The sequence below is a fragment of the Melghiribacillus thermohalophilus genome, assembly GCF_004342905.1.
GTDB lineage: Bacteria > Bacillota > Bacilli > Bacillales > Alkalibacillaceae > Melghiribacillus > Melghiribacillus thermohalophilus.
Window position 1 is genome coordinate 311,222 of record NZ_SMAN01000001.1, and the last position, 21,772, is coordinate 332,993.

The 21,772-nt window shown below is 42.0% G+C and carries 21 protein-coding genes and 6 tRNA genes; 5 read left to right on the forward strand and 22 right to left on the reverse strand.

Annotated features, from left to right (window positions below; all coding sequences use genetic code 11):
* Nucleotides 1–203: 203 nt before the first annotated feature.
* The 3 genes from EDD68_RS01575 to EDD68_RS01585 form a co-directional block, all read right to left on the reverse strand.
* On the reverse strand, nt 204–1,178 hold the full coding sequence (locus EDD68_RS01575) for an ROK family glucokinase (RefSeq protein ID WP_132370434.1): 975 nt from the start codon (nt 1,176–1,178) through the stop codon (nt 204–206).
* A gap of 8 nt (nt 1,179–1,186) precedes the next feature.
* Nucleotides 1,187–1,402, reverse strand: coding sequence for a YqgQ family protein (locus tag EDD68_RS01580; protein WP_132370663.1), 216 nt, complete (start codon nt 1,400–1,402; stop codon nt 1,187–1,189).
* Between the two features lie 205 nt (nt 1,403–1,607).
* The gene (locus tag EDD68_RS01585; protein WP_132370436.1) at nt 1,608–3,062 is read right to left on the reverse strand and encodes a spore germination protein; all 1,455 of its coding nucleotides are present in this window, start codon (nt 3,060–3,062) and stop codon (nt 1,608–1,610) included.
* Nucleotides 3,063–3,187: 125 nt separating this feature from the next.
* Between EDD68_RS01585 and EDD68_RS01590 the strand changes: the two genes are divergently transcribed.
* Nucleotides 3,188–4,060: a hypothetical protein gene (locus tag EDD68_RS01590; protein ID WP_132370438.1), complete on the forward strand. Its 873-nt coding sequence runs from the start codon at nt 3,188–3,190 to the stop codon at nt 4,058–4,060.
* Here EDD68_RS01590 and EDD68_RS01595 read toward each other — a convergent pair.
* The 4 genes from EDD68_RS01595 to rpmG form a co-directional block, all read right to left on the reverse strand.
* Nucleotides 4,034–5,593, reverse strand: coding sequence for a rhomboid family protein (locus EDD68_RS01595; protein ID WP_132370440.1), 1,560 nt, complete (start codon nt 5,591–5,593; stop codon nt 4,034–4,036). The genes EDD68_RS01590 and EDD68_RS01595 overlap by 27 nt on opposite strands.
* Nucleotides 5,594–5,756: 163 nt before the next feature.
* Nucleotides 5,757–5,963, reverse strand: coding sequence for a hypothetical protein (locus EDD68_RS01600; protein ID WP_132370441.1), 207 nt, complete (start codon nt 5,961–5,963; stop codon nt 5,757–5,759).
* 70 nt (nt 5,964–6,033) lie between these two features.
* Complete coding sequence (locus EDD68_RS01605) at nt 6,034–6,597, reverse strand: 5-formyltetrahydrofolate cyclo-ligase (RefSeq protein WP_132370443.1); 564 nt, start codon at nt 6,595–6,597, stop codon at nt 6,034–6,036.
* A gap of 107 nt (nt 6,598–6,704) precedes the next feature.
* Nucleotides 6,705–6,854, reverse strand: coding sequence for a 50S ribosomal protein L33 (gene rpmG, locus EDD68_RS01610; RefSeq protein WP_132370445.1), 150 nt, complete (start codon nt 6,852–6,854; stop codon nt 6,705–6,707).
* Between the two features lie 96 nt (nt 6,855–6,950).
* On the opposite strand from rpmG, the gene EDD68_RS15135 reads away from it, so the two are divergent.
* The 3 genes from EDD68_RS15135 to EDD68_RS01620 all read left to right on the forward strand — a co-directional run bounded on the left by EDD68_RS15135 (nt 6,951) and on the right by EDD68_RS01620 (nt 8,212).
* Nucleotides 6,951–7,103, forward strand: coding sequence for a hypothetical protein (locus EDD68_RS15135; RefSeq protein WP_165902020.1), 153 nt, complete (start codon nt 6,951–6,953; stop codon nt 7,101–7,103).
* 243 nt (nt 7,104–7,346) lie between these two features.
* Nucleotides 7,347–7,703 (forward strand): hypothetical protein, encoded by a 357-nt coding sequence (locus EDD68_RS15405; RefSeq protein ID WP_207902525.1) that lies wholly within the window; start codon nt 7,347–7,349, stop codon nt 7,701–7,703.
* Between the two features lie 23 nt (nt 7,704–7,726).
* Nucleotides 7,727–8,212 carry an endolytic transglycosylase MltG gene (locus EDD68_RS01620; protein WP_132370447.1) on the forward strand — a complete coding sequence of 162 codons (486 nt, stop codon included), beginning with the start codon at nt 7,727–7,729 and terminating at the stop codon, nt 8,210–8,212.
* A gap of 180 nt (nt 8,213–8,392) precedes the next feature.
* Here the strand turns inward: EDD68_RS01620 and phoU are convergent, their stop codons facing one another.
* From phoU to EDD68_RS01695, 15 genes are all read right to left on the reverse strand, one after another.
* A complete protein-coding gene (phoU, locus tag EDD68_RS01625) occupies nt 8,393–9,052 on the reverse strand; it encodes a phosphate signaling complex protein PhoU (RefSeq protein ID WP_132370449.1) in 660 nt (219 codons plus the stop codon).
* 21 nt (nt 9,053–9,073) lie between these two features.
* Nucleotides 9,074–9,883: a phosphate ABC transporter ATP-binding protein PstB gene (gene pstB, locus EDD68_RS01630; protein ID WP_132370451.1), complete on the reverse strand. Its 810-nt coding sequence runs from the start codon at nt 9,881–9,883 to the stop codon at nt 9,074–9,076.
* Nucleotides 9,884–9,905: 22 nt separating this feature from the next.
* The gene (gene pstA, locus EDD68_RS01635; protein WP_132370452.1) at nt 9,906–10,787 is read right to left on the reverse strand and encodes a phosphate ABC transporter permease PstA; all 882 of its coding nucleotides are present in this window, start codon (nt 10,785–10,787) and stop codon (nt 9,906–9,908) included.
* Between the two features lie 2 nt (nt 10,788–10,789).
* A complete protein-coding gene (pstC, locus tag EDD68_RS01640; RefSeq protein WP_132370454.1) occupies nt 10,790–11,737 on the reverse strand; it encodes a phosphate ABC transporter permease subunit PstC in 948 nt (315 codons plus the stop codon).
* Between the two features lie 91 nt (nt 11,738–11,828).
* Nucleotides 11,829–12,851 carry a PstS family phosphate ABC transporter substrate-binding protein gene (locus EDD68_RS01645; RefSeq protein WP_132370456.1) on the reverse strand — a complete coding sequence of 341 codons (1,023 nt, stop codon included), beginning with the start codon at nt 12,849–12,851 and terminating at the stop codon, nt 11,829–11,831.
* A 348-nt stretch (nt 12,852–13,199) separates the two neighbouring features.
* Nucleotides 13,200–15,296, reverse strand: coding sequence for a peptidoglycan D,D-transpeptidase FtsI family protein (locus EDD68_RS01650; protein ID WP_243646730.1), 2,097 nt, complete (start codon nt 15,294–15,296; stop codon nt 13,200–13,202).
* A 140-nt stretch (nt 15,297–15,436) separates the two neighbouring features.
* A complete protein-coding gene (locus EDD68_RS01655; protein ID WP_132370460.1) occupies nt 15,437–16,723 on the reverse strand; it encodes an MFS transporter in 1,287 nt (428 codons plus the stop codon).
* A gap of 138 nt (nt 16,724–16,861) precedes the next feature.
* The gene (locus EDD68_RS01660; protein ID WP_132370462.1) at nt 16,862–17,470 is read right to left on the reverse strand and encodes a superoxide dismutase; all 609 of its coding nucleotides are present in this window, start codon (nt 17,468–17,470) and stop codon (nt 16,862–16,864) included.
* Between the two features lie 350 nt (nt 17,471–17,820).
* Nucleotides 17,821–17,896, reverse strand: a tRNA-Phe gene (locus tag EDD68_RS01665).
* Between the two features lie 403 nt (nt 17,897–18,299).
* Nucleotides 18,300–18,392 (reverse strand) — tRNA-Ser (locus tag EDD68_RS01670).
* Nucleotides 18,393–18,398: 6 nt separating this feature from the next.
* Nucleotides 18,399–18,475, reverse strand: a tRNA-Ile gene (locus EDD68_RS01675).
* Between the two features lie 8 nt (nt 18,476–18,483).
* Nucleotides 18,484–18,559 (reverse strand) — tRNA-His (locus EDD68_RS01680).
* Nucleotides 18,560–18,598: 39 nt separating this feature from the next.
* Nucleotides 18,599–18,672, reverse strand: a tRNA-Met gene (locus EDD68_RS01685).
* A 5-nt stretch (nt 18,673–18,677) separates the two neighbouring features.
* Nucleotides 18,678–18,752 (reverse strand) — tRNA-Asn (locus tag EDD68_RS01690).
* A gap of 293 nt (nt 18,753–19,045) precedes the next feature.
* Complete coding sequence (locus EDD68_RS01695; protein ID WP_132370464.1) at nt 19,046–20,698, reverse strand: Na/Pi cotransporter family protein; 1,653 nt, start codon at nt 20,696–20,698, stop codon at nt 19,046–19,048.
* A 187-nt stretch (nt 20,699–20,885) separates the two neighbouring features.
* On the opposite strand from EDD68_RS01695, the gene EDD68_RS01700 reads away from it, so the two are divergent.
* The gene (locus EDD68_RS01700) at nt 20,886–21,653 is read left to right on the forward strand and encodes a DUF1189 domain-containing protein (RefSeq protein ID WP_132370466.1); all 768 of its coding nucleotides are present in this window, start codon (nt 20,886–20,888) and stop codon (nt 21,651–21,653) included.
* Nucleotides 21,654–21,772: the final 119 nt, after the last annotated feature.

The window sequence follows — 21,772 nt, forward strand, 5'->3', positions numbered from 1 at the left end:
TTCGTTTCAACAAATTCTCTTTTCATTGTATGAGACGAGGATAAAAAATTGTACCCTACTAATATAACAAAAAAAACGATAACTCACCATATCCCTGATCATATTTTTCATAATATTTTCCATAAAAACGGACAACCCCCTGCTTCAACAGAGATGTTTTGCTGGATTGCAGGGAGTTTCGCTTTTTTCATACCATCATGTATTTACTTGTATAAATAAAGCTGCTTTTTCACCAGGTATGCTCCTCCAATAACGCCTGCATCATTTCCCAGTTCTGCCAGCTGAAATGTACAGGCGTCAGCAGTCCGGGGAAGACAATAACGCCTGAATGATTTTTTCAGGGGAGAAAGCAACTCTTCGCCGGCATTCGCAACCCCTCCGCCAATTACTATTTTTTTCGGATTAATAGCAATGGCCAGATTTGACAGGACAAGTCCCAGCAGATCCGTCACTTTCTCTATAATTTTCCTGCAGACCTGATCATCCTTCTTTGCTTCTTCAAACACGTCTTTAGCTGTAATTCTTCCATTTAGATTCATAATTTCTTTAAGGCTTGTTTCCTTTCCATTTTGAACCGCTTCGTACCCCATACGGGCAATCCCGGTTGCAGAGGCGTAGGTTTCTATGCAGCCTCTTCTCCCACAATTACATAATGGACCATCCTGCGGAGAAACAGTAATATGGCCAATTTCTCCACCTGTTCCGTTTATACCGTTGATCACCTGGCCACTGGTAATCACTCCTCCGCCTACACCGGTTCCAAGGGTGACCATGATTAAATCCTCAACGTTTTTTCCAGCCCCCTTCCAGTTTTCGCCAAGGGCTGCAAGATTTGCGTCATTTGATACAAAAACAGGTTGATGAATATAGGATTCCATCGCCTGTTTTAAGTTAAAATCTTTCCAGCCGATATTAACGGCTTCATACACTATTCCGCTGGATAAATCAACAAAACCGGGCGCACCTATTCCCAGACCATAAATATGTTCAAATGTCAGATTTTCCATCTCTAAGTGTTTTGAAAACGATTCATATATTTCCAGGGGGATGTGGCGGCCCTGATCGGATGTATTCGTCTCAATACTCCATTTTTTTATGATATTCCCCTGTCCATCCATTATAGCTAATTTAATAAATGTACCGCCTATATCAGCACCTAAAAAAACGCGTTTGTTCATTATAAGGTTCATTCCTTCTTCTCAGTTATTTGATCCCGCAGTTTCGCGGCTTCCTGTCTCAATAAAAGGATTGCCATCTGGTAATCCTGTGTTGAAATGCACTGGGCCTGATACAGTTCTTTGATTTCTGCTTCCATAAGTTCTAAATCCGCCAGCCTGTCACCCACATATATGATTGAACCAAAAGTTTTTAGTAATTGTTGAACGTCATAAATGCTTTGCATTTCCATCACCTTACCCTATTATATCAGCGAGTGTGTCACATGAAAACTGTTATCTGAAAAATACACGAGGCACCTGTCCCGCCACAACTCACGTGATAGAAAGCAACATGGGAATGACGGAAGTCTATCCCATCATAAACGTTTTATTATACAGGGACCTGCTTTTTAAAACATAAAAAAATGCTGACGTCCGTTCACGTTGACATCAGCGGTCTGGATCCTGTGGATTTAAAAATTCCGGTCTCCGATTTTTTAAGGGAATTGGAATACGCCACAGCACATCTCTGAACGCACGATAAGAAAAGGGAATAAATGGCCAGAGATATGGAATATGAAAGGTTTTCATATTGGCTAGATACAATATCCAGGTTGTAACTCCTGCCACATATCCCGCTGGTCCAAAAAGAGCGGATATCAGCAAAAGCACTATTCGAATAAACCGATTAGCCAGACTTAATTCATAACTCGGGGTAGCAAAAGTCCCGATCGCTGCCACAGATAAATAAAGCACCACTTCACTGGAAAATAGTCCGACTTCAACAGCCACCTGGCCAATTAAAATCGCAGCAACAAGGCCAAGGGCTGTAGCAAGGGCAGAAGGCGTGTGAATAGCCGCCATCCGGAGCATATCAATCCCGATTTCGGCAATTAAAAATTGAATGATCAAGGGGATCACACCTGCTTCTTCCGGACCAATGTAATGAATCGGTTCCGAAAGGAGTGAAGGATGGACAGATAAAAGGTAATACAGCGGGAGAATGAATAAAGAAAGCAGAACAGCAATATGCCGGACAAACCTTAAATAGGCACCGATTAATGGCTTCTGCCTGTACTCCTCCGAATGCTGCAAATGATGCCAGAACGTAGCCGGGGTGATCATCACACTTGGTGAACCATCAATCATAATTAAGACGTGCCCTTCATATAAATGGGCTGCAGCTGTATCCGGGCGTTCCGTGTAACGGATCACCGGATACGGGTTCCAGTGCCGGCCTCCCAAAAATTCTTCTACGGTTTTTTCCCCCATAGGTAGTCCGTCTGTATCAATGGCTTTTAAGGTCTGTTTTAAATGTTCCACGTTTTTCATATCTGCAATATCTTCTATATAACAGATACAGACATCTGTTTTGGAACGCCTTCCAACCTGTAAATATTCCATACGCAAGGAACGGTCACGGATTCGCCTTCGTGTTAGTGCCGTATTAAAAACGATGGTTTCTACATACCCATCCCTTGAGCCGCGTACAACCCTTTCAAGGTCCGGTTCCTGTGGGCCCCTGACCGGATATGTACGGGCATCAATCATGATGACTTTATCTATTCCTTCAACCAGAAGGGCAGTGGGGCCACTTAATACCTGGTCGGCGGACTCATTTAAATCATCCAGATAATCAATTTCAATATAGGGAAGATGGGTTTTAAACAATTTCTCAAATGGATCAGGTTCCAGTTCTTCCGGTTCCAGTCTGGACAGCAGTTTCATTAAATAATGGAGAATATCGTCTTTCACAAAACCATCAATTAAAAACAATGCCATTTGTCTGCCGGCATATTCCAGATCTAGCTGCACCACATCGAAACTTTTATCTACTCCTAACCGTTTTCTCATATAATCAACATTTGCTGAAAAGTTTTCCATCACTGGCTGTTCGGGCTTCATCAAATCACCTTTTTATCTTCTTTTACTATTAGTGTGGTTGGATTTTTTTCATTCATACATTTCATAACAAATGACAAACTTTCATACTGTTTTATTAAGACAGGCGTCTGAAATGAGGGAAAGTTATGAGGTTTAAGTTTAAACGGTTACTGGTCGTTATTATCATAGTTTGGCTGGCAATGCTTCCTCTTCTTAAAAACAATGATCAACAGACGATCAAATTTTTTCCCCTGGATGATCAGATCCAATTTAAAACCGCCGAGACCCATTTATCACTATTTACAGAAATGGATGAAGATACATATAAAGTGTTGTGGAAAGTGAATTCCCGTGTGGACCAGCCTATCTATTTAAGGCAGGATGTGTCCTTATTATTTGTAGATGGAAAACTGAAAGGGATTATGAATCAGTGGAAAGAAGAAGAAAGCCTTCTCCAGCAAAAAGCAGTTATTCGGGAAGAGGACAGCAGTTACCTGGAGGCGATTTCATTTCATCACGGAGAAATTCATTATCCGGACGATATTATCAAAAGTGTCCAAAATCTTTCCCACACAGACATGTACGTCATTGATTCGCCCCATTCCCCGCTGGAATCGTTCTCAGAACCAGAGAACGAGAGACATCGAGAATGGAAACAAACAATGGACCACACCATTTCTCAGCAATTGATGTATTTCTGGAAGCAGCTCATTGAACATTATGATATTTCGTTAAAGGATTATACACCGATCCCTTTAACCAATCTCTGGAAATACGAGAACAGGCCTTTTCCAGGGCTCACCCAGCCCCAGACCAATCAGGTTATGGGACAGCTATGGGAAGGACTATACAAAAATTACATAACGGGAATCAGGGATGAAAACCAGTCACTGTTAAAACCATTAGACACTTATGTTCCCCTGATCCTGATTCATAAAGACGGGAAACAGTTAATGGTTTTGTTTGAGGATGGTCTGGGCAATAAACAGCGGTTATTGCAGCGAATCCCTGAGTTTTAGCAGCTCATTTTTCAGTTTTTGGTACATGCTATTATCGGGATCAAGAGTAACAGCTTCTTCAGCGTGTCTTAAGGCCAGATTGATATCGCCCTCTTTCTGATGCAATCCGGCCAGTTCATAGTGGGCTTCGTGGAAAGAAGGACGGATTTGCACCGCCTCATTCAGATCCTCGATGGCAAGGTTCCGTTTATTTTCATTCATGTAGGCCAATGAACGAACATAATAGAAATACGCGTTCTCAAAAGATTCCCGTTTTAATGCATAAGTTGTGATGAGAATCGCGTCATCATATTGTTCAGCTTCAATATAGTCACTGGCAATCATCAAGTGGATTCGTGAGTCATGATGGACAAAAGTCTGGCTGAAACCGAAATAAATGAGCAGGCCCAGCAGCCCGAGGTAGATGACCAGGGATGATCCCTGAACCAGAGGGGCTTTCTGTTTTGGCAGCTGAACCATCGCAGATGCAATAAATCCTCCTACAAGCCCTCCCAGGTGAGCCCCGTTGTCAATCTGGGGAACCGAAAATCCCAGGATGATATTTAGCCCAATGATAAATAAGATGTTTTTTCCCATCGTGCGAAAAAAAACCCTTTTATTCATCAACCCAAAAAATAACAGAGCACCGAACAGACCAAATATGGCCCCGGAAGCACCGGCCGCGACCGAATCATTCGTCGCAAAACTGGCAACACCACCAATAATCCCTGCCAGAAAATAGATCATGAAAAATTTAACACTTCCATACATGCGTTCAACGGCGTTTCCCAGATAATACAGGGCGAACATATTCATCATGATATGTAACAATCCAATATGCAAAAACATGGAAGACAGAATCCGCCACCATTCTCCCTCTAAAATATAGGGATTGTATTTCGCTCCCCAGTTAATCAAGTTCAGGGTATTGGTGCTCCCGCCTGAAGTTTCCAGCAGAAAAAATATAAAAATATTCACCGTCAAAAGCAGGTACGTGACGTTCGGCTTTCCGTAGTTAAATATGGATGACGTTTCTTTTTTAAATTGTTCATGCTTGAACATCATCTGCTGCTTAAGATCATGGACCTGTCTTTCGATTTCCATATCTTCCTGGGGCACCTGGATAACAGGAACGTCCAGTCCAAGATTTTGATACAAGCGGTTCATTTCTTCCTGTCTGGCTTCACCATCCAGGTAATAGGTTTGAATAAGAAAGTTTTTCTGATCTTTGACCTGGATGTTACCTTTCAGATCTTCCCAGTGATCCACGGGAGGAAATGCCGCTATGTATACGTTCTGTACCGTAATATCCCGTCCTACAAGCATCTGTTTAATTCGCTTCATTCGCTCGATCACAAAGGCAATATCTCGCTTTAAATGGTTAGCCCAATCAAACGTATGGTGATAAAGGCGTATGATATGCGTTTTCCGCCCATATCCTTTTTCAAGCCAAATTTCTCGATTTTTTTCATCCACCTGAATGAGATGAAAATCATGGTGAATCATGAGATCAGCCGCGAGTTTCCAGAAATAATACTGTTCGTGTATAACCATATGTTTTGCCTCCCTTCTAACATCTTATCATGAAGCATATAAAAATAGGAGGGAAAAAGAAGGGAAAGCGCACCTTCTTATCTCTGATTTCAGTTTTGCAGATTTTCATGATGCATCGTTTATCCATGAATAACCCCCCGCCTGTAACAGCAAGGGGGTTACGTCAGCTTTCATTTGCGGGCACCCTGTTTTCACGTTTAAAAAGGTTGTTCATATACACTCGCTTGATTTGAGGGATATTGGCAAGAATTACAGCCAGACCCTTTCTCAGGACACCAACTGATATGATATACTTCAGCAGGCGATAACGTACTCGGTACAGAATACTGACAGCTGTCAGTATAGTGGCTGTAAAGAACATCAAACGCAATCGGTTCCACTCCTTTTCGCACCTTTTTAGCCATAGAATGCGTATCCTTTGTGTAATTTATGCAGCCGTTTTAGAAGAGCTTTCCTTTTTCGGTGACCAGGTGCTGAACGGGAATATCATAATCATTGCGGGGTACATGATCGACAACCTGTCCGCTATATGCGAGTGAAATGGTGGTACCAGAAAAATCCCCCAGATACCGATCATAATATCCGCCGCCATACCCGATTCGATATCCGTTCCGATCAAACATTAAACCCGGCACAAACATGAGGTTGATGCTTTCCTTTAAAACAGGCTCGGTCTGAAGAATATCCGGTTCCAGCAAACCCGAATATACCGTTTCCAGGATGCTGTAGTCATCAAATTGATAAAACACCATCTTATGATCATCTTCGGGAAAACATTTTGGAATGGCCACCTGCTTTCCTTCTTTCCATGCCTGCTTGATGAACGGTCGAGTGTCTATTTCAAATTCTCTGGAAATCGTGATGCCGATCGTTTTGGCCTTCTTCCACCATTCCGTTTGTTGAACATGATGAAGTATTTGTGCCACGATTTCCTCCCGTTCAACGGCTGTTAAATTGGTCAGAATCTCCCTTCCGGCTTTCCGGAATGCTTTTTTATCCTTCATTTGATCCACATCCTTTTCCGATTCTATTTCTATGTACACCTTTATATAACGAAACCCTTGCTGCACAGTGCAGCAAGGGTTAGATATGACTCCCAAAACTGAATAGGTTACTTCGTTTCCCGATGCAGAGTATGTTTTTTGCAGCGGGGACAATATTTCATAAGCTCCATACGATCTGGATTGGTACGTTTATTTTTGGTTGTAATATAGTTGCGATCACCAGATTCTGTGCACGCTAACGTCACTTGAACACGCATGAATCTTACCTCCGTTTCTCTTTCTATCTTCTTCGCTAGCCTTTAGGACTCATTTATAATATCAAAGATTTCCTTCAAATTCAAGATTGGGTATGCATGAAGGTATTTTATATTTTGGCGATGCGCCGGGTGGCTTCTGCTGTAGATGATATTAAAAGCTGGCCGCGTGTTCCCCATGATCCAATCCATGTACATTTTGCAGAGAAGTGCTCCATTTTGATGTCTTTATCATGGTATGAACTGGAATGAAAGCCACGCGAATCTTATATAAGTTCCTGCCTTTAACAATATGATTGAAGATGTCAAACATCGGATCTTGTTCTTCAATTATTTGTCTACGTTTGTTTGGTCAATATTCGACGACCGTTCAAATCTATCCAGAATGTTTTAGTTTTATTCCAGCTGTTTATTTCTGACTACCATATTGACCCAAAAATACGATATACTAGAATCGACAATTTTTTTCATCAAAAACATAGGAGGATTACAACGATGCTATATGTCCTCATCACCCTCGGGGCTGTTGGAATAATTTTATTAATCCTTTCTTTTTTTATGAACGACCGCTTTCAAGAATTAGAGCAGCAAGTTGAACAATTGTCTATTTCAACTCTTCAGGATTCTTATCAGATTAAAAGCAAAATAAAAGTACTGGAAGAAGAACTTTTAACGGACACCTTAGATCTCGTTCATCAGAGGGATTCAGAAGGAACACTAGACGATGACCAAAAATTCCCTCTATTTAAACAGATACAAAGCATGCATGAGAAAGGGTTTAGCATTGAGGAAATTGCAGCGGAAACATCGCTTTCTGAACATGATGTGCGCACGATTTTAAATCAAAAATAAAGGGTACATAGGGAGTTTTACAAATGAAAATCATCATTCGATCCTACGCTTTAGGTCTTTTAACAGCCGTACTGGCTATAGGGGCAGTTTGGGTCAGTGAACATACGGAAAAAGACGGTAAACCGAACAACAACCCCATGACTCCGGAAGAGGCGAAAGAATTGTTGTCCGAACATGAGTTTCATGTCCTTGCTAGAGAGGAGTGGGAACATTACCAGGAACTCAAAGATACATATGAACCATTCAATAAGACCAACCCCGATGAGAAACAGAAAGCAAATACAGACAAAGAAGCAGGAAAGCCCCAACATTTTTTGCTGATGATTGAACCCGGGATGACATCCAGTGACGTCAGTGAACGTTTGTTGAAGGGAAAAATTATAGATGACCAAAACGCCTTTAACCAATATTTGATCGACTATGGATATAGTACTTCCATTCAAGTAGGCGAATACACCCTGACACCTGATATGACTTTCGAGGAAATTGCGAAAACGATCACAAAATAAACCGTCACGTCCTGAAAGCCCTGCTTCACCGTAGAAACTCCGAGAGACTGGAATGAGGAGCCCGGGGTGCTCCAAGCCAGATATGACATATACTGCCATAGCCAGAAGAATGAAAACATCCTCAAGCTGTTCTACATTGTTTAAGGAAAAGGGTTGCCTGAAAGACAACCCTTTTCCAGATTATTCATTCAGATCATACGTTTCCCCTTTCACAAGGTAGAAAACATTTTCTCCGATATTCGTAATGTGATCGGCAAACCTTTCAATATAACGGGCACCGAATGCCATCTGCATGATGTGCTGAATCATTCTCGGGTTTGTCGCCGTCTCTTCCAGCATTTCACGGATGAGACTGCTATACATATCATCCACTTCATCATCCATTTCGGCGAGCTTTTTTGCCAGTGATATATCTTCATGTTCAAATGCTTTCATAGCCAGATTAACCATATCCAGTGCGACATCCGCCATTTTTCGGATTTGTGGATGAACTTCCAGCGGATGATCTTTCCCAAGACGGATGGTGGACTTTGCAATGTTGACGGCATAGTCAGCCATCCGTTCCAGATCGGATGATATTTTTAAAGCAATAATCAAGCGGCGTAAATCCTTTGCAAATGGCTGCTGTTTGGCTATTAAAAGGATGGCCTGTTCATTGATATTCAGTTCCTTTTTATCCAGCTTGACATCGTGGTCAATGATTTCTTGAGCTCTGTCCACATCCCTGCTGTAAAGGGCATCAATTGCATCTGACAGCGCCCTCTTTGTATCTTCCGCAAGTTCGTGAATCAGCTTTTTTAATTCACCTAAATCCTGATGAAAATGTTCTCGAACGGTCATCCCAATCCCCCATTTCATAAATTATCCAAATCTGCCGGTAATATAATCTTCTGTTCGCTGATCCTCAGGGTTAGAAAAGAGTGTATTTGTATCCGAAAATTCCACGAGCTCTCCATTTAAAAAGAAAGCGGTTTTATCCGACACCCTTGCTGCCTGCTGCATATTGTGGGTTACGATAATAATACTATAATTTTCCTTTAATTCCTGGACAAGCTCTTCAACTTTCAACGTAGAAATTGGATCCAGAGCTGATGTTGGTTCATCCATTAAGATGACATCCGGTTCGATGGCAAGACAACGAGCGATGCAAAGGCGCTGTTGCTGCCCGCCGGACAATCCGTAAGCATTCTCGTCGAGTCGGTCTTTGACTTCATCCCATATGGCAGCTCCACGCAAACTTTTTTCCACAATTTCATCTAGATCTTTTTTCTTTTTGATGCCGTGTATTCTGGGACCATAAGCAATATTATCATAAATGGATTTAGGGAATGGATTGGGTTTTTGAAAAACCATTCCGACGTGGGTTCGTAAGTCTTCGACGTTTCGTTTTGGATCAAATATATTCGTCCCCTTGTATTTGATGGTCCCGGATGTTTTAACGGTTGGGACCATTTCTACCATACGGTTTAACGTTTTTAAAAAAGTAGATTTTCCACACCCAGATGGTCCAATAATGGCTGTGATCTGATTTTCAGGTATATTCATGTTGATGTCATACAATGCCTGATCATTACCATACCAGAGGTTTAAACCAGCGATTTCAAATACATTTTTTTCTTCTTTCGGATTAGGCTTTACCTGTTCCGTTTTAAGAACATGTGTAGTATTCATCTAACATCCTCCTATCCAGGGGTTAATAACGTTTTTGAAACTTATTCCGTATGATTACAGCTACCGCATTCATCAACAGCAGGACGGCAAGCAGGACAATAATGCCAGCTGCAGCAACCAGCGGCCATTCTTCACCCGGGCGACTGATCCAGCTATAAATCTGAATCGGCATGGCTGTATATGGGCCAAAAACAGAGTCGGGCAATGTATAAATAGCAGCAGCTGCACCTACAATTAACAACGGAGCTGTTTCGCCTATGGCCCGGGACAGGGCAAGAATGGAACCTGTCAGAATTCCCGGAACGGATGCCGGCAACACCACTCTTACAATCGTTTGCCATTTGGTAGCTCCCATTCCATAAGAGGCCTCTTTCAGTTCATTTGGTACAGACCGGATCGCTTCCTGAGCAGCAACCACAATAATGGGAAGCACCAATAAACTCATGGTCAGTCCTCCGGCCAGCAAAGAATATCCGAATCCCATCATGTAAACAAAGAACGTCAGACCCAGCAATCCAAACACGATGGATGGCACACCTGCAAGATTCTGAATATTGCTCTGAATAAAACGGGATATCCGATTTTTAGGGGCATATTCCTCAAGATAAATGGCTGTTGATACACCGAGCACGAGAGATACCGGAGCTACAATGGCAATTAAATAAATGGATCCGACAATACCAGCATAAATCCCCGCTTCATCCGGATAAGGAGCAGGGAAACCTTTGATAAAATCCATATTTAGACAGCCCAATCCCTGGGTCAGTACCCGATAGAGAAGCATGGCCAGGAATATGAGACCTATGGTTGTCGCTGCAAAAAACAATATATAAAATATGCGGTTTACCAGAATGCGTCGATTTAGACGTTTTTTCCACTGTTCTTTTGACATAAATCCGTTCATTATCAGTATTCCTCCCTGAAACGGCGTGCGATGTACTGGGCAAGCAGATTCATAGCTAGAGTAAATACGAATAATGTAATTCCCACTGCATAGACACTGTAATAGATGGTCGATCCATAAGTGGTATCACCTGACGTTCCCTGCACAATAAAGGCTGTTAAAGTTTGGATCGACATCGTCGGGTCAAAGGTAAAGTTTGGTGATTGCCCGGCTGCGATGGTCACAATCATCGTTTCCCCGATGGCACGTGAAATGGCCAGTACAACTGAAGCTACTACTCCTGAAAAGGCTGCAGGCAAAACCACTTTCATGGCAACTTCAAACTTTGTAGAACCCATAGCCAGGGCTCCTTCACGAAGACTGTTTGGGACTGCATTCATCGCATCCTCCGACAGAGAAGCAACCATGGGGATAATCATAATTCCTACAACAATTCCGGCACTTAATGCATTAAAAATCTGGAGTTCAGGGATGAATTTTTCCAGAATTGGCGTGACAAAGGTAAGTGCAAAAAAGCCGTAAACGACTGTAGGTATTCCAGCCAATACTTCAAGAGTTGGTTTGATTACCTTTCGCACACGACTGTTAGCATATTCGCTCAAAAAGATGGCTGCAGCTATCCCCAGTGGCAATGCGACTGAAATAGCGATGAACGTAATGAGCAATGTTCCCGTAATCAGAGGCAATACCCCAAATGAGCCGGACCACGGTTTCCAGCTTGTATTGAAGAAAAATTCTTTGACAGGAACGACACTAAAAAAACCAACCGCTTCTTTCAGCAGTGTAAATAAAATCCCCAGCGTTGTCATAACAGAAAAAGCTGCACTTAAGAACAAAAAGACCGGCACGAGTTTTTCCAGCTTTCGGAACATCTTTTGTTTTTCTTTGTTTTCGCGAATTTTTTCCTGAACATCCAGTGGTTTCTTTTTTAAAGAACCGGCTGATTCCATTTCTATAAAACTCCTTTCATCGCAAGGCAAGGTGAGAACAGTAAAGCTGTCCTCACCTTTTCCTGGCTAATCTGTCGCTATGACAAGAAGACTATTGATATAATTTTTGCAGCTCTTCCAGCTGCTTTTGATATTCTTCTTCTGGAATAGGAACATAGCCAACCTGTTCAGCTGCCTTAGCTGCTGAACCGTTCATGAGAAATTCCAGGAAGTCCTGTACATGTTCTTTTTCCTTAAGAGACTGGACATTCACATAAGTGAATAGTGGTCGGGAAAGAGGTGTATACGTTCCATCCTGGATGGTGTCACTGTTTGGTTCAACCGGGCCATCTCCTCCGTCAATCGCTACTGCTTTGAGTTTATTTTGATTGGCATAGTAGTAAGCATATCCGAAAAATCCGATCGCATATGGGTCATCCTGAATCCCCCGAACGAGGAGGTTGTCATCTTCTGAAAGGGTTACCCCTTCTCCTTCACGCATTTCTTTTTCTTCAAGAATCACTTCATTAAAGTAATCAAAGGTTCCAGAATCATGGCCTGGCGCATAAATTTTTATCGGTTCATCCGGCCAGTCCGGATGAATATCAGACCACTTCGTATTTCCCCGTTCTGCTAGAAAAATATCCCGCAATTGTTCCACCGTTAAACTGTCGACAAAATCATTTTGCAAGCTTACAGCAACTGTCAGTCCATCATAAGCAAGGACAATTTCCTCGAGCTGAATACCGTTTTCTTCAGCAATTTGCTGTTCCTCAGGCTTGATTGGTCGGGAAGCGTTACTGAAATCAATTTCACCTTTAGTGGACTTTTTAAATCCGCCTCCGGAACCGACACTTTCCAGAGGTGTTTGTACATTGGGTTGAATTTGATGATATTCATAAGTCACAGCTTCCATAATTGGAAATACGGTAGATGATCCAGCCAGTTTGATGGTTCCAGAAAGTTCTTTTGTATCCTCGTTATGTTCTTCACTGTCATTTCCAGCATTTGTTTCTTCCTGACTGTTTTGATCTTCTGTGTCTCCTGATGAATCTTCCCCCTGTCCGCATGCTGCGAGAAACCCGATAAGCAGCATGGTAACTAGAAGGATGGCAAACCGCTTAAGTGACTTCATGTTTTTTCCCCCTAAACTTTTATATTGTTTGACAATTTTTATACTAAACCCTTTCTATTAACTCCATATAAATGAATTGTTAAGGTTGTGTAAATCTATCAATAAAAGAGCTGGTAGCGGAAAGGATTAATATAGGGGGAGGGGGCTTCAACCATATGAAGAATGAGAATTCATTTTCTTAGAGAATGTGCAAATGTGCAAAAAAAATCACCTCTGTATGGTGTTGTTTACGGACGAACACCATACAAGGTGACTTTTTTTAAAAGTTTGGTTCTGCTGAAAGAGGAAGAATGAATAGCCAGTTTCAGAATTCTCACTCAGGAACCACAAGAAGATGGTTTGTGAATCCTAAGATTCAGCGGAATTATCTTCCTCTGAAACCGGTCTGATCACTTCTTGAATCCCTTCTTTTGCCCGTTTTTCTTTTAATTCAAAATAAGCATCGAGAATACGTCGGCCAATCTGTTTATTTACCTGATACTGGCCCTTTACAATACCTGTGTTCGGAACGACAACAGCAAAGGCAACTTCTGGTTTGTCGTAGGGTGCATAGCCTACAAGGGTTAAATTTTCTGTTTTGGCAACCAGCTTTCCGTCTTCATATATTTCATTCTGGGCTGTTCCCGTTTTTCCGGCCGGTTTGTAAGGAGCATCGGCAAATTCATAGTAAGCAGTCCCTCCCGGTTCCTGGAACACCTGCCTGAATCCTTCCTGTACCCGTTCAAGATAACGGTCATCCATTTCAATTTTGTTCAATACTTCAGGGGTTACAGACTGATAGACCGGCCCAAGACCGTTTTCATGACCTGGAAGACGTATTTCTTTCGCCAGATGAGGTTTGATCCGATAGCCCCCATTTGCAATAGTAGATACGTATTGAGCAAGCTGAAGAGTTGTAAAGGTATCATACTGGCCAATGGCAAAGTCCATCAATGTACCTGCTTTAAGGGTACTTCCTTTATACCCCGTTGACTCAAAAGGAAGATCAATCCCCGTGTTTGTCCCCAGGCCGAACTGCTTAAAATAGTTTCTCATTTCTTTAAAGGCATCCGGGTTAAAAGATACAGAATGGTTAGGCTGGTAGTTATACTCCCCTCCCATCCGGAGTGCGATAAAAAACATGTAAACGTTAGATGACAGTCTCAAAGCATCTAAGTCATTTACTGTTCCTAAAGTCCTGTAGGAACTTTTTTCAGGTGTATCTTTGATTTTAATCGGGCGATCGTAAAACTGGGTGCCTATATCGATGACACCGGACTGGTATCCGGCGAGAACAGTAGCACCCTTCACTGCAGATCCAGGCCGATGAGCATCACTTACAGCGCGGAAGGACTGGTCCTCAAAATAAGGCTCATCAACACCATCCCCGCGAACGTAACGCTGTCCGGATATGGCCAGTATTTCACCTGTATTGGGATCCATCACAACAGCCATGGCATCATTCATATGTTTGTTTTGCTGAGGGAATTTTTCTATGGCCGTTTTTAGCTCTTCTCTTACAATCTCGTCAACCATCTGCTGGTATTCCATATCTATTGTCAGGACTAAGTTTTTTCCCTGTTCACCTGGATAAAGAACCTCTGATTGAATTAAATTCCCTTCTTTATCTGTTATATGCTGAATCCTGGTTTTTTCTCCACTCAAAACGGTTTCATACTGGGCTTCAAGTCCGCTTCTGCCTACCCGGTCATTCCGGCTGTATCCATGGGTCAAATAATAGTCCATATTATCCTTCAAAATCCCCTCATCCGAGGATGTGACAGAACCGAGATAATATTTGAGTGTATCTTCAAATAAATATTTTCGATTCCAGTCCGCAGCTACATTAATCCCGGGAAGTTCATTTAAATGTTCGGCAACCGTAGCATATTCCTCTTCAGTTACCCCTTTATTTTTCACAATGTGGGGGGTGAGGGCAAACGCCTGATCAAGTTCACGTTTGATGGCGATAACTTCTAATTCTTCATCGGTGATCTCGGCAAGATCCTCTTCGGATATGCGGTCGAGCACTTCAGCATACTCTTCTTTATCATCCATGCTGGCCCGTTCTTCTGCAGACAGGCGGTTGTAGGCCTTCTCTTTATTTTTTAGTATCCAGTAATCTTTCATGTCCCTTTCCTTGACAAGATCGGAGCACACTTCAACACCATCTTCGTCTTTTTCAGGTTCGTTTGTCTCACACATTTTGATATAAGCAGACAGCTTTTCAGCCAGATCCAACCGTTCTTCTGCTTTTGTATATTTCTGGGGAGTGTAAGTAATAGAATATAAAGGCTCATTATCGACAATAACTCGGCCAAATCGGTCAAATATGATCCCTCTGGGTACAGGAAGATTGGTCACCTGATTGACTTTTTTATTTATCTCTTCCTGAGCATCCTCCCCATAAAGAATCTGAACAACCCCTAACCGTAAAATAAGGGCTGAAAAAAGCAGAAATATCATGAAAAATAGGATATTTAACCGTAAGGGCAAATGGGGTTTCTTTTTCTTTTTTTTCAAGGGAAACTCCCCTCCCAAAAGCATAAATTCCTTTCTCTTTTATCTATTATATCACCATTATCTTTGCAGGCATATGTTAAAAATTATCGATTTTTCTCTTCGGTTATTTCCTTTTTGGCCATAGCCTGATCATCTTTACTTTCATCACGATGGATCCTCGTTAAGTGAACCTCTTTAATAAAGAAATAAATCATTAGGTGCCCTGCTCCTACAATGGCCAGAATATATGGGATCACCGTATCGGGATCAAAGGCAGCAATTCCAGTAAGAAATAGCAAAATGGAAATCACACGGCCTGCATTTAAATATTGTTCCTTGACAACAATATATTCAATTCGCATATCCTTTGCCTTCCAGGACGATCCAATCACATCGTAAGAAATGGAGAAATAGGGCACATATATGATTGGATAGGCCATTCCGATGATAGCGGCATAGACAAGCAATACCGGATAAGACCGAAAAAACAGAATCAGATAAATGGACAGATACAGCATTAGACCGCCGATAAAAACCGCTTTTTTTCTCATGTTCGGTTTGATTATACGGGTAGCAAGATAGTAAAACAGAAACGAAGATGCTGAGAAAATCAAATTAAAGGTTCCCAGTGCAAACTCGCTGTCGGTGATTAAAAACACCCAGATGGCAATAACAAACAAAAATGTGCCTTCCCTGAGCCCCTGAAAAAAATGGGCATGAAGCACTTTATTCCAGTTTGTATTCTCTTTTCTCACCCTGATGATCGGTTTTAATGTCAGATTTCCTTTCGCTTTCCTCCGCTGGATAAATAAACTGCAGACGACTGCCATTAAAAACAGGGTTAATGAGATGGAAAAAATAACAGTATACCCTGTATAATTTTCCATTTTTGAAATAATATACCCCGCCGTGATTGGCCCAATCATTCCACCAAACGATTGTAAAAGACCGAAGAAACCATTGAAAAAATCCCTGGTTTCCGGCTCTGTAATTTCAAACGTCAATACATTATAAGCAAGCCAGTAAAAACCATAGCCAATTCCCAGAATTCCCCCAAGGGTGATATTAAACCTGGATGCCTCTTCCCCAACCAGCAATACAGTCATAAAAAAAAGGGATAAACCGGTTACCCCAAGGCGAAGGACAATCACACGATCCATTTTTTTTGCCCATTTTCCTGCCAGAAGAAAGGTCAGGGGCTGCATAATATAGATCGCCAAATTGTATAGCGCTATGGAAGCATAATCTTCGGATTGCTTCCATAAAAAGATATTGACAAACGTATTGGATAAAAAGATACTGAGGGAATAGAGTCCGCCAATGGCCAGTAAAAGAAGTAAATCACGGTTTATATCCACTTTCCCTAATACAGCCTGCATTCCTTTTTTCATGATTAACAAACCCCTTTTCTTCACCTTTATTGTTTGCAAGAAGGAGTTTGTTATTCGGTGAATCATTTCAGGAATCAAGACTTCATATGGATTATAGAGAAAAAAAAAGCCGGCCATACGGCCGACTGTTCATCTGAGTTATTTAGCTTCCTGGTAACGTTTTTCGACTTCATCCCAGTTAACAACATTCCAGAAAGCTGCAATGTAATCCGGGCGTTTATTTTGATATTTAAGGTAATAAGCATGCTCCCACACATCAAGGCCAAGAATTGGTGTTTTCCCTTCCATCACGGGATTGTCCTGATTTGGGGTGCTTGTTACTTCAAGATTTCCGTTATTTACAACAAGCCATGCCCACCCGGAGCCGAAACGTCCAGCAGCGGCATTAGAAAATTCCTCTTTGAATTGATCAAAGCTGCCAAAAGTTTCATTGATTTTTTCCGCAAGCTCGCCCTTTGGCTCGCCTCCTCCGTTTGGAGACATAATCGTCCAGAAAAGACTGTGGTTGGCATGACCGCCGCCATTGTTGCGAACAGCCGTACGAATTTCTTCAGGAACTGCATCTAAATGACCTAAAAGATCTTCAAGGGATTTGTTTTGAAGATCACTGTGTCCTTCCAGTGCGGCATTTAATTTTGTAACATAGCCATTGTGATGTTTCGTATGGTGGATATTCATGGTTTCTTTGTCAATGTGTGGCTCTAACGCATCATATGCATAAGGTAAATCAGGCAATTGGAATGCCATTTTTAAACTCCTCCTTTTTAAATATGTAATCACAGGGAAAAATACCTTGAAAAACCACTCCCTGTATTTAAAGAGTATCAGGGGATGAAAAAGGTTTCAACTCTTTTGCGTCAATTTTTCACTATCCCCATGTTATTTATTCCCCCACATTAGAAATTTCAAACGTTCAAATTGTACTGTTCATATCAAAATTCTAATTTTAAGAAATCCAGGTGGACAGATGAAATGAGGTGAAAGGAATGGATCCTTTGAATGCCTTTCGCCGATTGATCTTTTAGCGGTCATCAATATATAAAAAAAGCAAGCAAAATTTGCTTGCCAGATGTTTATGGAAAGGAGATGATCAATAATGGTGGCTCGGGACGGAATCGAACCGCCGACACAAGGATTTTCAGTCCTTTGCTCTACCGACTGAGCTACCGAGCCATAAAAGAAAAACTATTTAATTGCAACTCACACGATTTTCAGTCCTTCACCCCACGCTCAGTAAGTCATGTCAAGCAGCAGCTCGCGTGGTGTGCTGATGCCTTTTCCTGGAAGCTTACTCGGACGTGCTCTACCGACTGAGCTACCGAGCCATAAAAGAAAAAACTATTTAATTACAACTCGCACGATTTTCAGTCCTTCACCCCACGCTCAGTAAGTCATATCAAGCAGCAGCTCGCGTGGTGTGCTGATGCCTTTTCCTGGAAGCTTACTCGGACGTGCTCTACCGATTGTGCTCAAAGCGGATAAGCTTTTCAAAGAAGTATTCCGCTTCTCGCAGAACCTACGGTGATGATCCTCACGGATGTTTACGGTTAGCTACCGAGACATGCCAAAATATGTATGGCGGAGGAGGAGGGATTCGAACCCCCGCGGGCCGTGAAGCCCCTGGCGGTTTTCAAGACCGCTCCCTTCAGCCAGACTTGGGTACTCCTCCGTGTAATGGTGGACCCTGCAGGACTCGAACCTGCGACCGATCGGTTATGAGCCGATAGCTCTAACCAGCTGAGCTAAGGGTCCATGAAATATGGGGCGACTGGTGGGAATCGAACCCACGAATGCCGGAGCCACAATCCGGTGCGTTAACCACTTCGCCACAGCCGCCATATTAGAAAATCAAGTTGGGCATATGTATAAAGGGAATGGCGGTGGAGGGATTCGAACCCCCGACCTCACGGGTATGAACCGTACGCTCTCGCCAGCTGAGCTACACCGCCATAGATGGCTCCACCGGCAGGATTCGAACCTGCGACCAATCGGTTAACAGCCGATTGCTCTACCACTGAGCTACGGTGGAATAAAACGTTGTTTATAATGTGTGTTGTTATTGTCCGTCCCCACGATCCACCTGCTTCATCAGCAATGTTTCTCATGCGGTTTTTTGTTTTTCTTTGAACGACGAATAATAATATATCATGAAAATGAATGTATGTCAATATATTTTTTGTTATTTTATTTTTAATCAGCACATGTGTAATATAGCATGGTTGTTTCTATCATTCAAGGTTTTTTTCTAAAGTATTTGCAGAATCAGAAACGCCCCCTGCCCATTGGTTGACAGGGGGACATCTTCTCTTCAAAAAATGGCAATTAAGAATTTAGCACGTCCGGATCTGTATCTTTCCCAATGACTTCCTGCGCGATATTTACGGCATGGTCTCCGATTCGTTCCAGATTACTGATGATGTCTACAAAGACAATGCCAGCAGGGCCGGTACAGACTCCTTCATTCAGACGAATAATATGTTTTTTACGATACGTGCGTTCCATCTGGTCAATCTGTTCTTCTTTTTGGATCACGGCTAATGCTTCTTCATGGTTCATGCTTTCATAAGCTTTAAGCGCCTGTTTGACTGTAATCATCGTCAGATTAAACATGTCGTTTAAATCTTTCATTGCCTGTTCTGTAAGGGCAACTTTATTGGAAATTTTATAATCAATCAATTCCACGATGTTTTCGAAGTGGTCCCCGATCCGTTCGATGTCCCGGACAATATCAACGATAGAAGAATGAAGGGCACTCTCTGTTTTGGAAAGTGACGAACTTGAAATGCGCACTAAGTAATCCGTAATCTTGCGGTCGAGGTTATTAATCGCATCTTCCAGCTGCAATGACAATTCTGCGTGTTTCTGATTATGATTATTTAAATATAGGCTTGTCTCCTCCAGCCCCTGCATGGCCAGTTCTCCCATGCGCAGAGATTCCTCCTTGGCCTGTCCAAGTGCAAGAGATGGTGACTGTTCAATAAAAATCGGGTCCAGATGTTTTGGCTTATATTCAATGGCCGTATCTTTCCCCGGAATTAGTTTCGTCACAATAACGGCCAGAAGCCAGATGAATGGAAACTGAATCAATGTATTGGTTACGTTGAAAATTCCATGTGCAAAGGCTATGGTCATTTGATTATTTAAATTTAGATAGTCCTGCAGGTTAGCGACGACCCAGGTAAATGGTTTAAGCAATATAATAAATAAAGTGGCTCCTATAATATTAAATAACACATGGGTCAGGGCTGCCCGCTTTGCTGCAATGCTCGCCCCAATCGAAGCAAGAACAGCGGTGATTGTCGTTCCAATATTATCACCAAATAAAACTGGCAGAGCTGCCTCCAGGGAAATGGCTCCCTGTCCAAACAATCCCTGAAGTACGCCAATGGTTGCTGAAGAGCTTTGAACGATGACCGTAAATACGGTACCTATCAGCACACCCAGTAGCGGCATTTCACTCATACTTACCGTGAGTTCATGAAAAGCTTCAAAACTTCTCAGAGGCTTCATACCACTGCTCATTAATTCCAATCCGTAAAATAAAGCCCCTAAACCAAATACGGTTTGTCCAAGATAAGTAACCTTCTTATTTTTAAAGAAAAAGATCAACAATGCCCCGAGAGCGATGATCGGCAGAGCAAATTCTCCCACGTCAATACCAATAATAAACGCTGTAACAGTGGTACCTATGTTGGCTCCCATAATGACCCCGATGGCTTGTCTCAACGTCATAAAACCGGCATTTACCAGTCCAACTGTTATAACGGTTGTTCCTGAACTGCTCTGGATCAATATGGTAACTATAATTCCTGCGAGTACGCCCATAAAAGGGTTTGTCGTAAAACGGTCGAGAATATCCCTTAATTTATCTCCGGCAGATTTTTGAAGTCCATCTCCCATGTACTTCAGACCGAATAGAAAGATCCCGAGACCGCCGACAAATTCAAAAATCATCTTTTGAACATCGATTTCCAATCTGTTCAACCCCTCATCCAAAGTTCTGTTTAAAACACCCTTCTCATTATTAATGATTTGTTAAGGATTTGTAAAGTAGATTCGACAAAATTTACAATACCTTAACATTTTGTTTGACCATGGTGCTTGTGGAACATGAACGCTTCCTTTATGATGAAAAAGGAACATTGCAAAGGATGTGAATCGTATGAAATGGAACATATTTCAACAGTTTCTGTTTAGCTTCTATCATTTTAAAAATGTATCCGCTTTCCGCTACCAAAAAATTGGGCGATCCATTGGTTATGTTTTCTTTATGATGCTGATTGCGACCCTCCCTCTACTGGTCATCAGTTCCATTCAGACTAACAGCGCCTTACAGTCAGTGAATATTGAGAAAATTATTGATGCTCCTGACTTTTTTATAGAAGGTGGCGTATTAAAGATAGACCAGCAGGAACCGTATTCCAGTTCCGATCAGACGCTCATCGTGACGGACCAGGAACTGGAAGAAGGCAGCAATTTTTCCGAGGGAGTTGTGTTTTCACAAAGGGAGATCCTTTTCATTTCCAACGAAAAAATCATACTCGAGTTTCCATATGCCTTGATAGGACTACATCAGGCGTCAAAAGATCAAATCATCGATACCATTCAAACCATCCAATCGTTGAAATGGTTTATCCTGATTATCTTTTTTGCCATGAACTATTTATTCGTTACTGGTTTTAAATTTATTGAAATTTCTCTGCTGGCTGTGATTGGACTAATATTCAAAAACAAACTGAAGAAAAACGTGAAATACCTGCAGATCTGGACGTTATCTGCCTATGCCGCAACCATTCCTTCAATTGTCATTGCCTGGCTTGAGTATCTTTCCGTTTCAATACCATACGCTGGTCTTCTGTTCTGGGCAGCAGGAGGGATGATTTTATACCGGACGATTTCATTTATACCTTCTCCAAAAACAGTTTCATAACATGGCTAAAAACAAAAGTTCCCTCTGTCCTGCATGGCCCCAAAGAATTTTGACGGCATCTGTTGAGGTTTGAGAAGTGGAAGTATCGGGTATTGACCATGAATAAAGCAAGTTATAAA

Coding starts and splice junctions, on each gene's coding strand:
- EDD68_RS01575 (WP_132370434.1), bottom strand. CDS start 1,178: ATGAACAAACGCGTTTTTTTAGGTGCTGATATAGGCGGTACATTTATT.
- EDD68_RS01580 (WP_132370663.1), bottom strand. CDS start 1,402: ATGCAAAGCATTTATGACGTTCAACAATTACTAAAAACTTTTGGTTCA.
- EDD68_RS01585 (WP_132370436.1), bottom strand. CDS start 3,062: ATGAAGCCCGAACAGCCAGTGATGGAAAACTTTTCAGCAAATGTTGAT.
- EDD68_RS01590 (WP_132370438.1), top strand. CDS start 3,188: ATGAGGTTTAAGTTTAAACGGTTACTGGTCGTTATTATCATAGTTTGG.
- EDD68_RS01595 (WP_132370440.1), bottom strand. CDS start 5,593: ATGGTTATACACGAACAGTATTATTTCTGGAAACTCGCGGCTGATCTC.
- EDD68_RS01605 (WP_132370443.1), bottom strand. CDS start 6,597: ATGAAGGATAAAAAAGCATTCCGGAAAGCCGGAAGGGAGATTCTGACC.
- rpmG (WP_132370445.1), bottom strand. CDS start 6,854: ATGCGTGTTCAAGTGACGTTAGCGTGCACAGAATCTGGTGATCGCAAC.
- EDD68_RS15135 (WP_165902020.1), top strand. CDS start 6,951: ATGAAGGTATTTTATATTTTGGCGATGCGCCGGGTGGCTTCTGCTGTA.
- EDD68_RS15405 (WP_207902525.1), top strand. CDS start 7,347: ATGCTATATGTCCTCATCACCCTCGGGGCTGTTGGAATAATTTTATTA.
- EDD68_RS01620 (WP_132370447.1), top strand. CDS start 7,727: ATGAAAATCATCATTCGATCCTACGCTTTAGGTCTTTTAACAGCCGTA.
- phoU (WP_132370449.1), bottom strand. CDS start 9,052: ATGACCGTTCGAGAACATTTTCATCAGGATTTAGGTGAATTAAAAAAG.
- pstB (WP_132370451.1), bottom strand. CDS start 9,883: ATGAATACTACACATGTTCTTAAAACGGAACAGGTAAAGCCTAATCCG.
- pstA (WP_132370452.1), bottom strand. CDS start 10,787: ATGAACGGATTTATGTCAAAAGAACAGTGGAAAAAACGTCTAAATCGA.
- pstC (WP_132370454.1), bottom strand. CDS start 11,737: ATGGAATCAGCCGGTTCTTTAAAAAAGAAACCACTGGATGTTCAGGAA.
- EDD68_RS01645 (WP_132370456.1), bottom strand. CDS start 12,851: ATGAAGTCACTTAAGCGGTTTGCCATCCTTCTAGTTACCATGCTGCTT.
- EDD68_RS01650 (WP_243646730.1), bottom strand. CDS start 15,296: ATGATATTTCTGCTTTTTTCAGCCCTTATTTTACGGTTAGGGGTTGTT.
- EDD68_RS01655 (WP_132370460.1), bottom strand. CDS start 16,723: ATGAAAAAAGGAATGCAGGCTGTATTAGGGAAAGTGGATATAAACCGT.
- EDD68_RS01660 (WP_132370462.1), bottom strand. CDS start 17,470: ATGGCATTCCAATTGCCTGATTTACCTTATGCATATGATGCGTTAGAG.
- EDD68_RS01700 (WP_132370466.1), top strand. CDS start 20,886: ATGAAATGGAACATATTTCAACAGTTTCTGTTTAGCTTCTATCATTTT.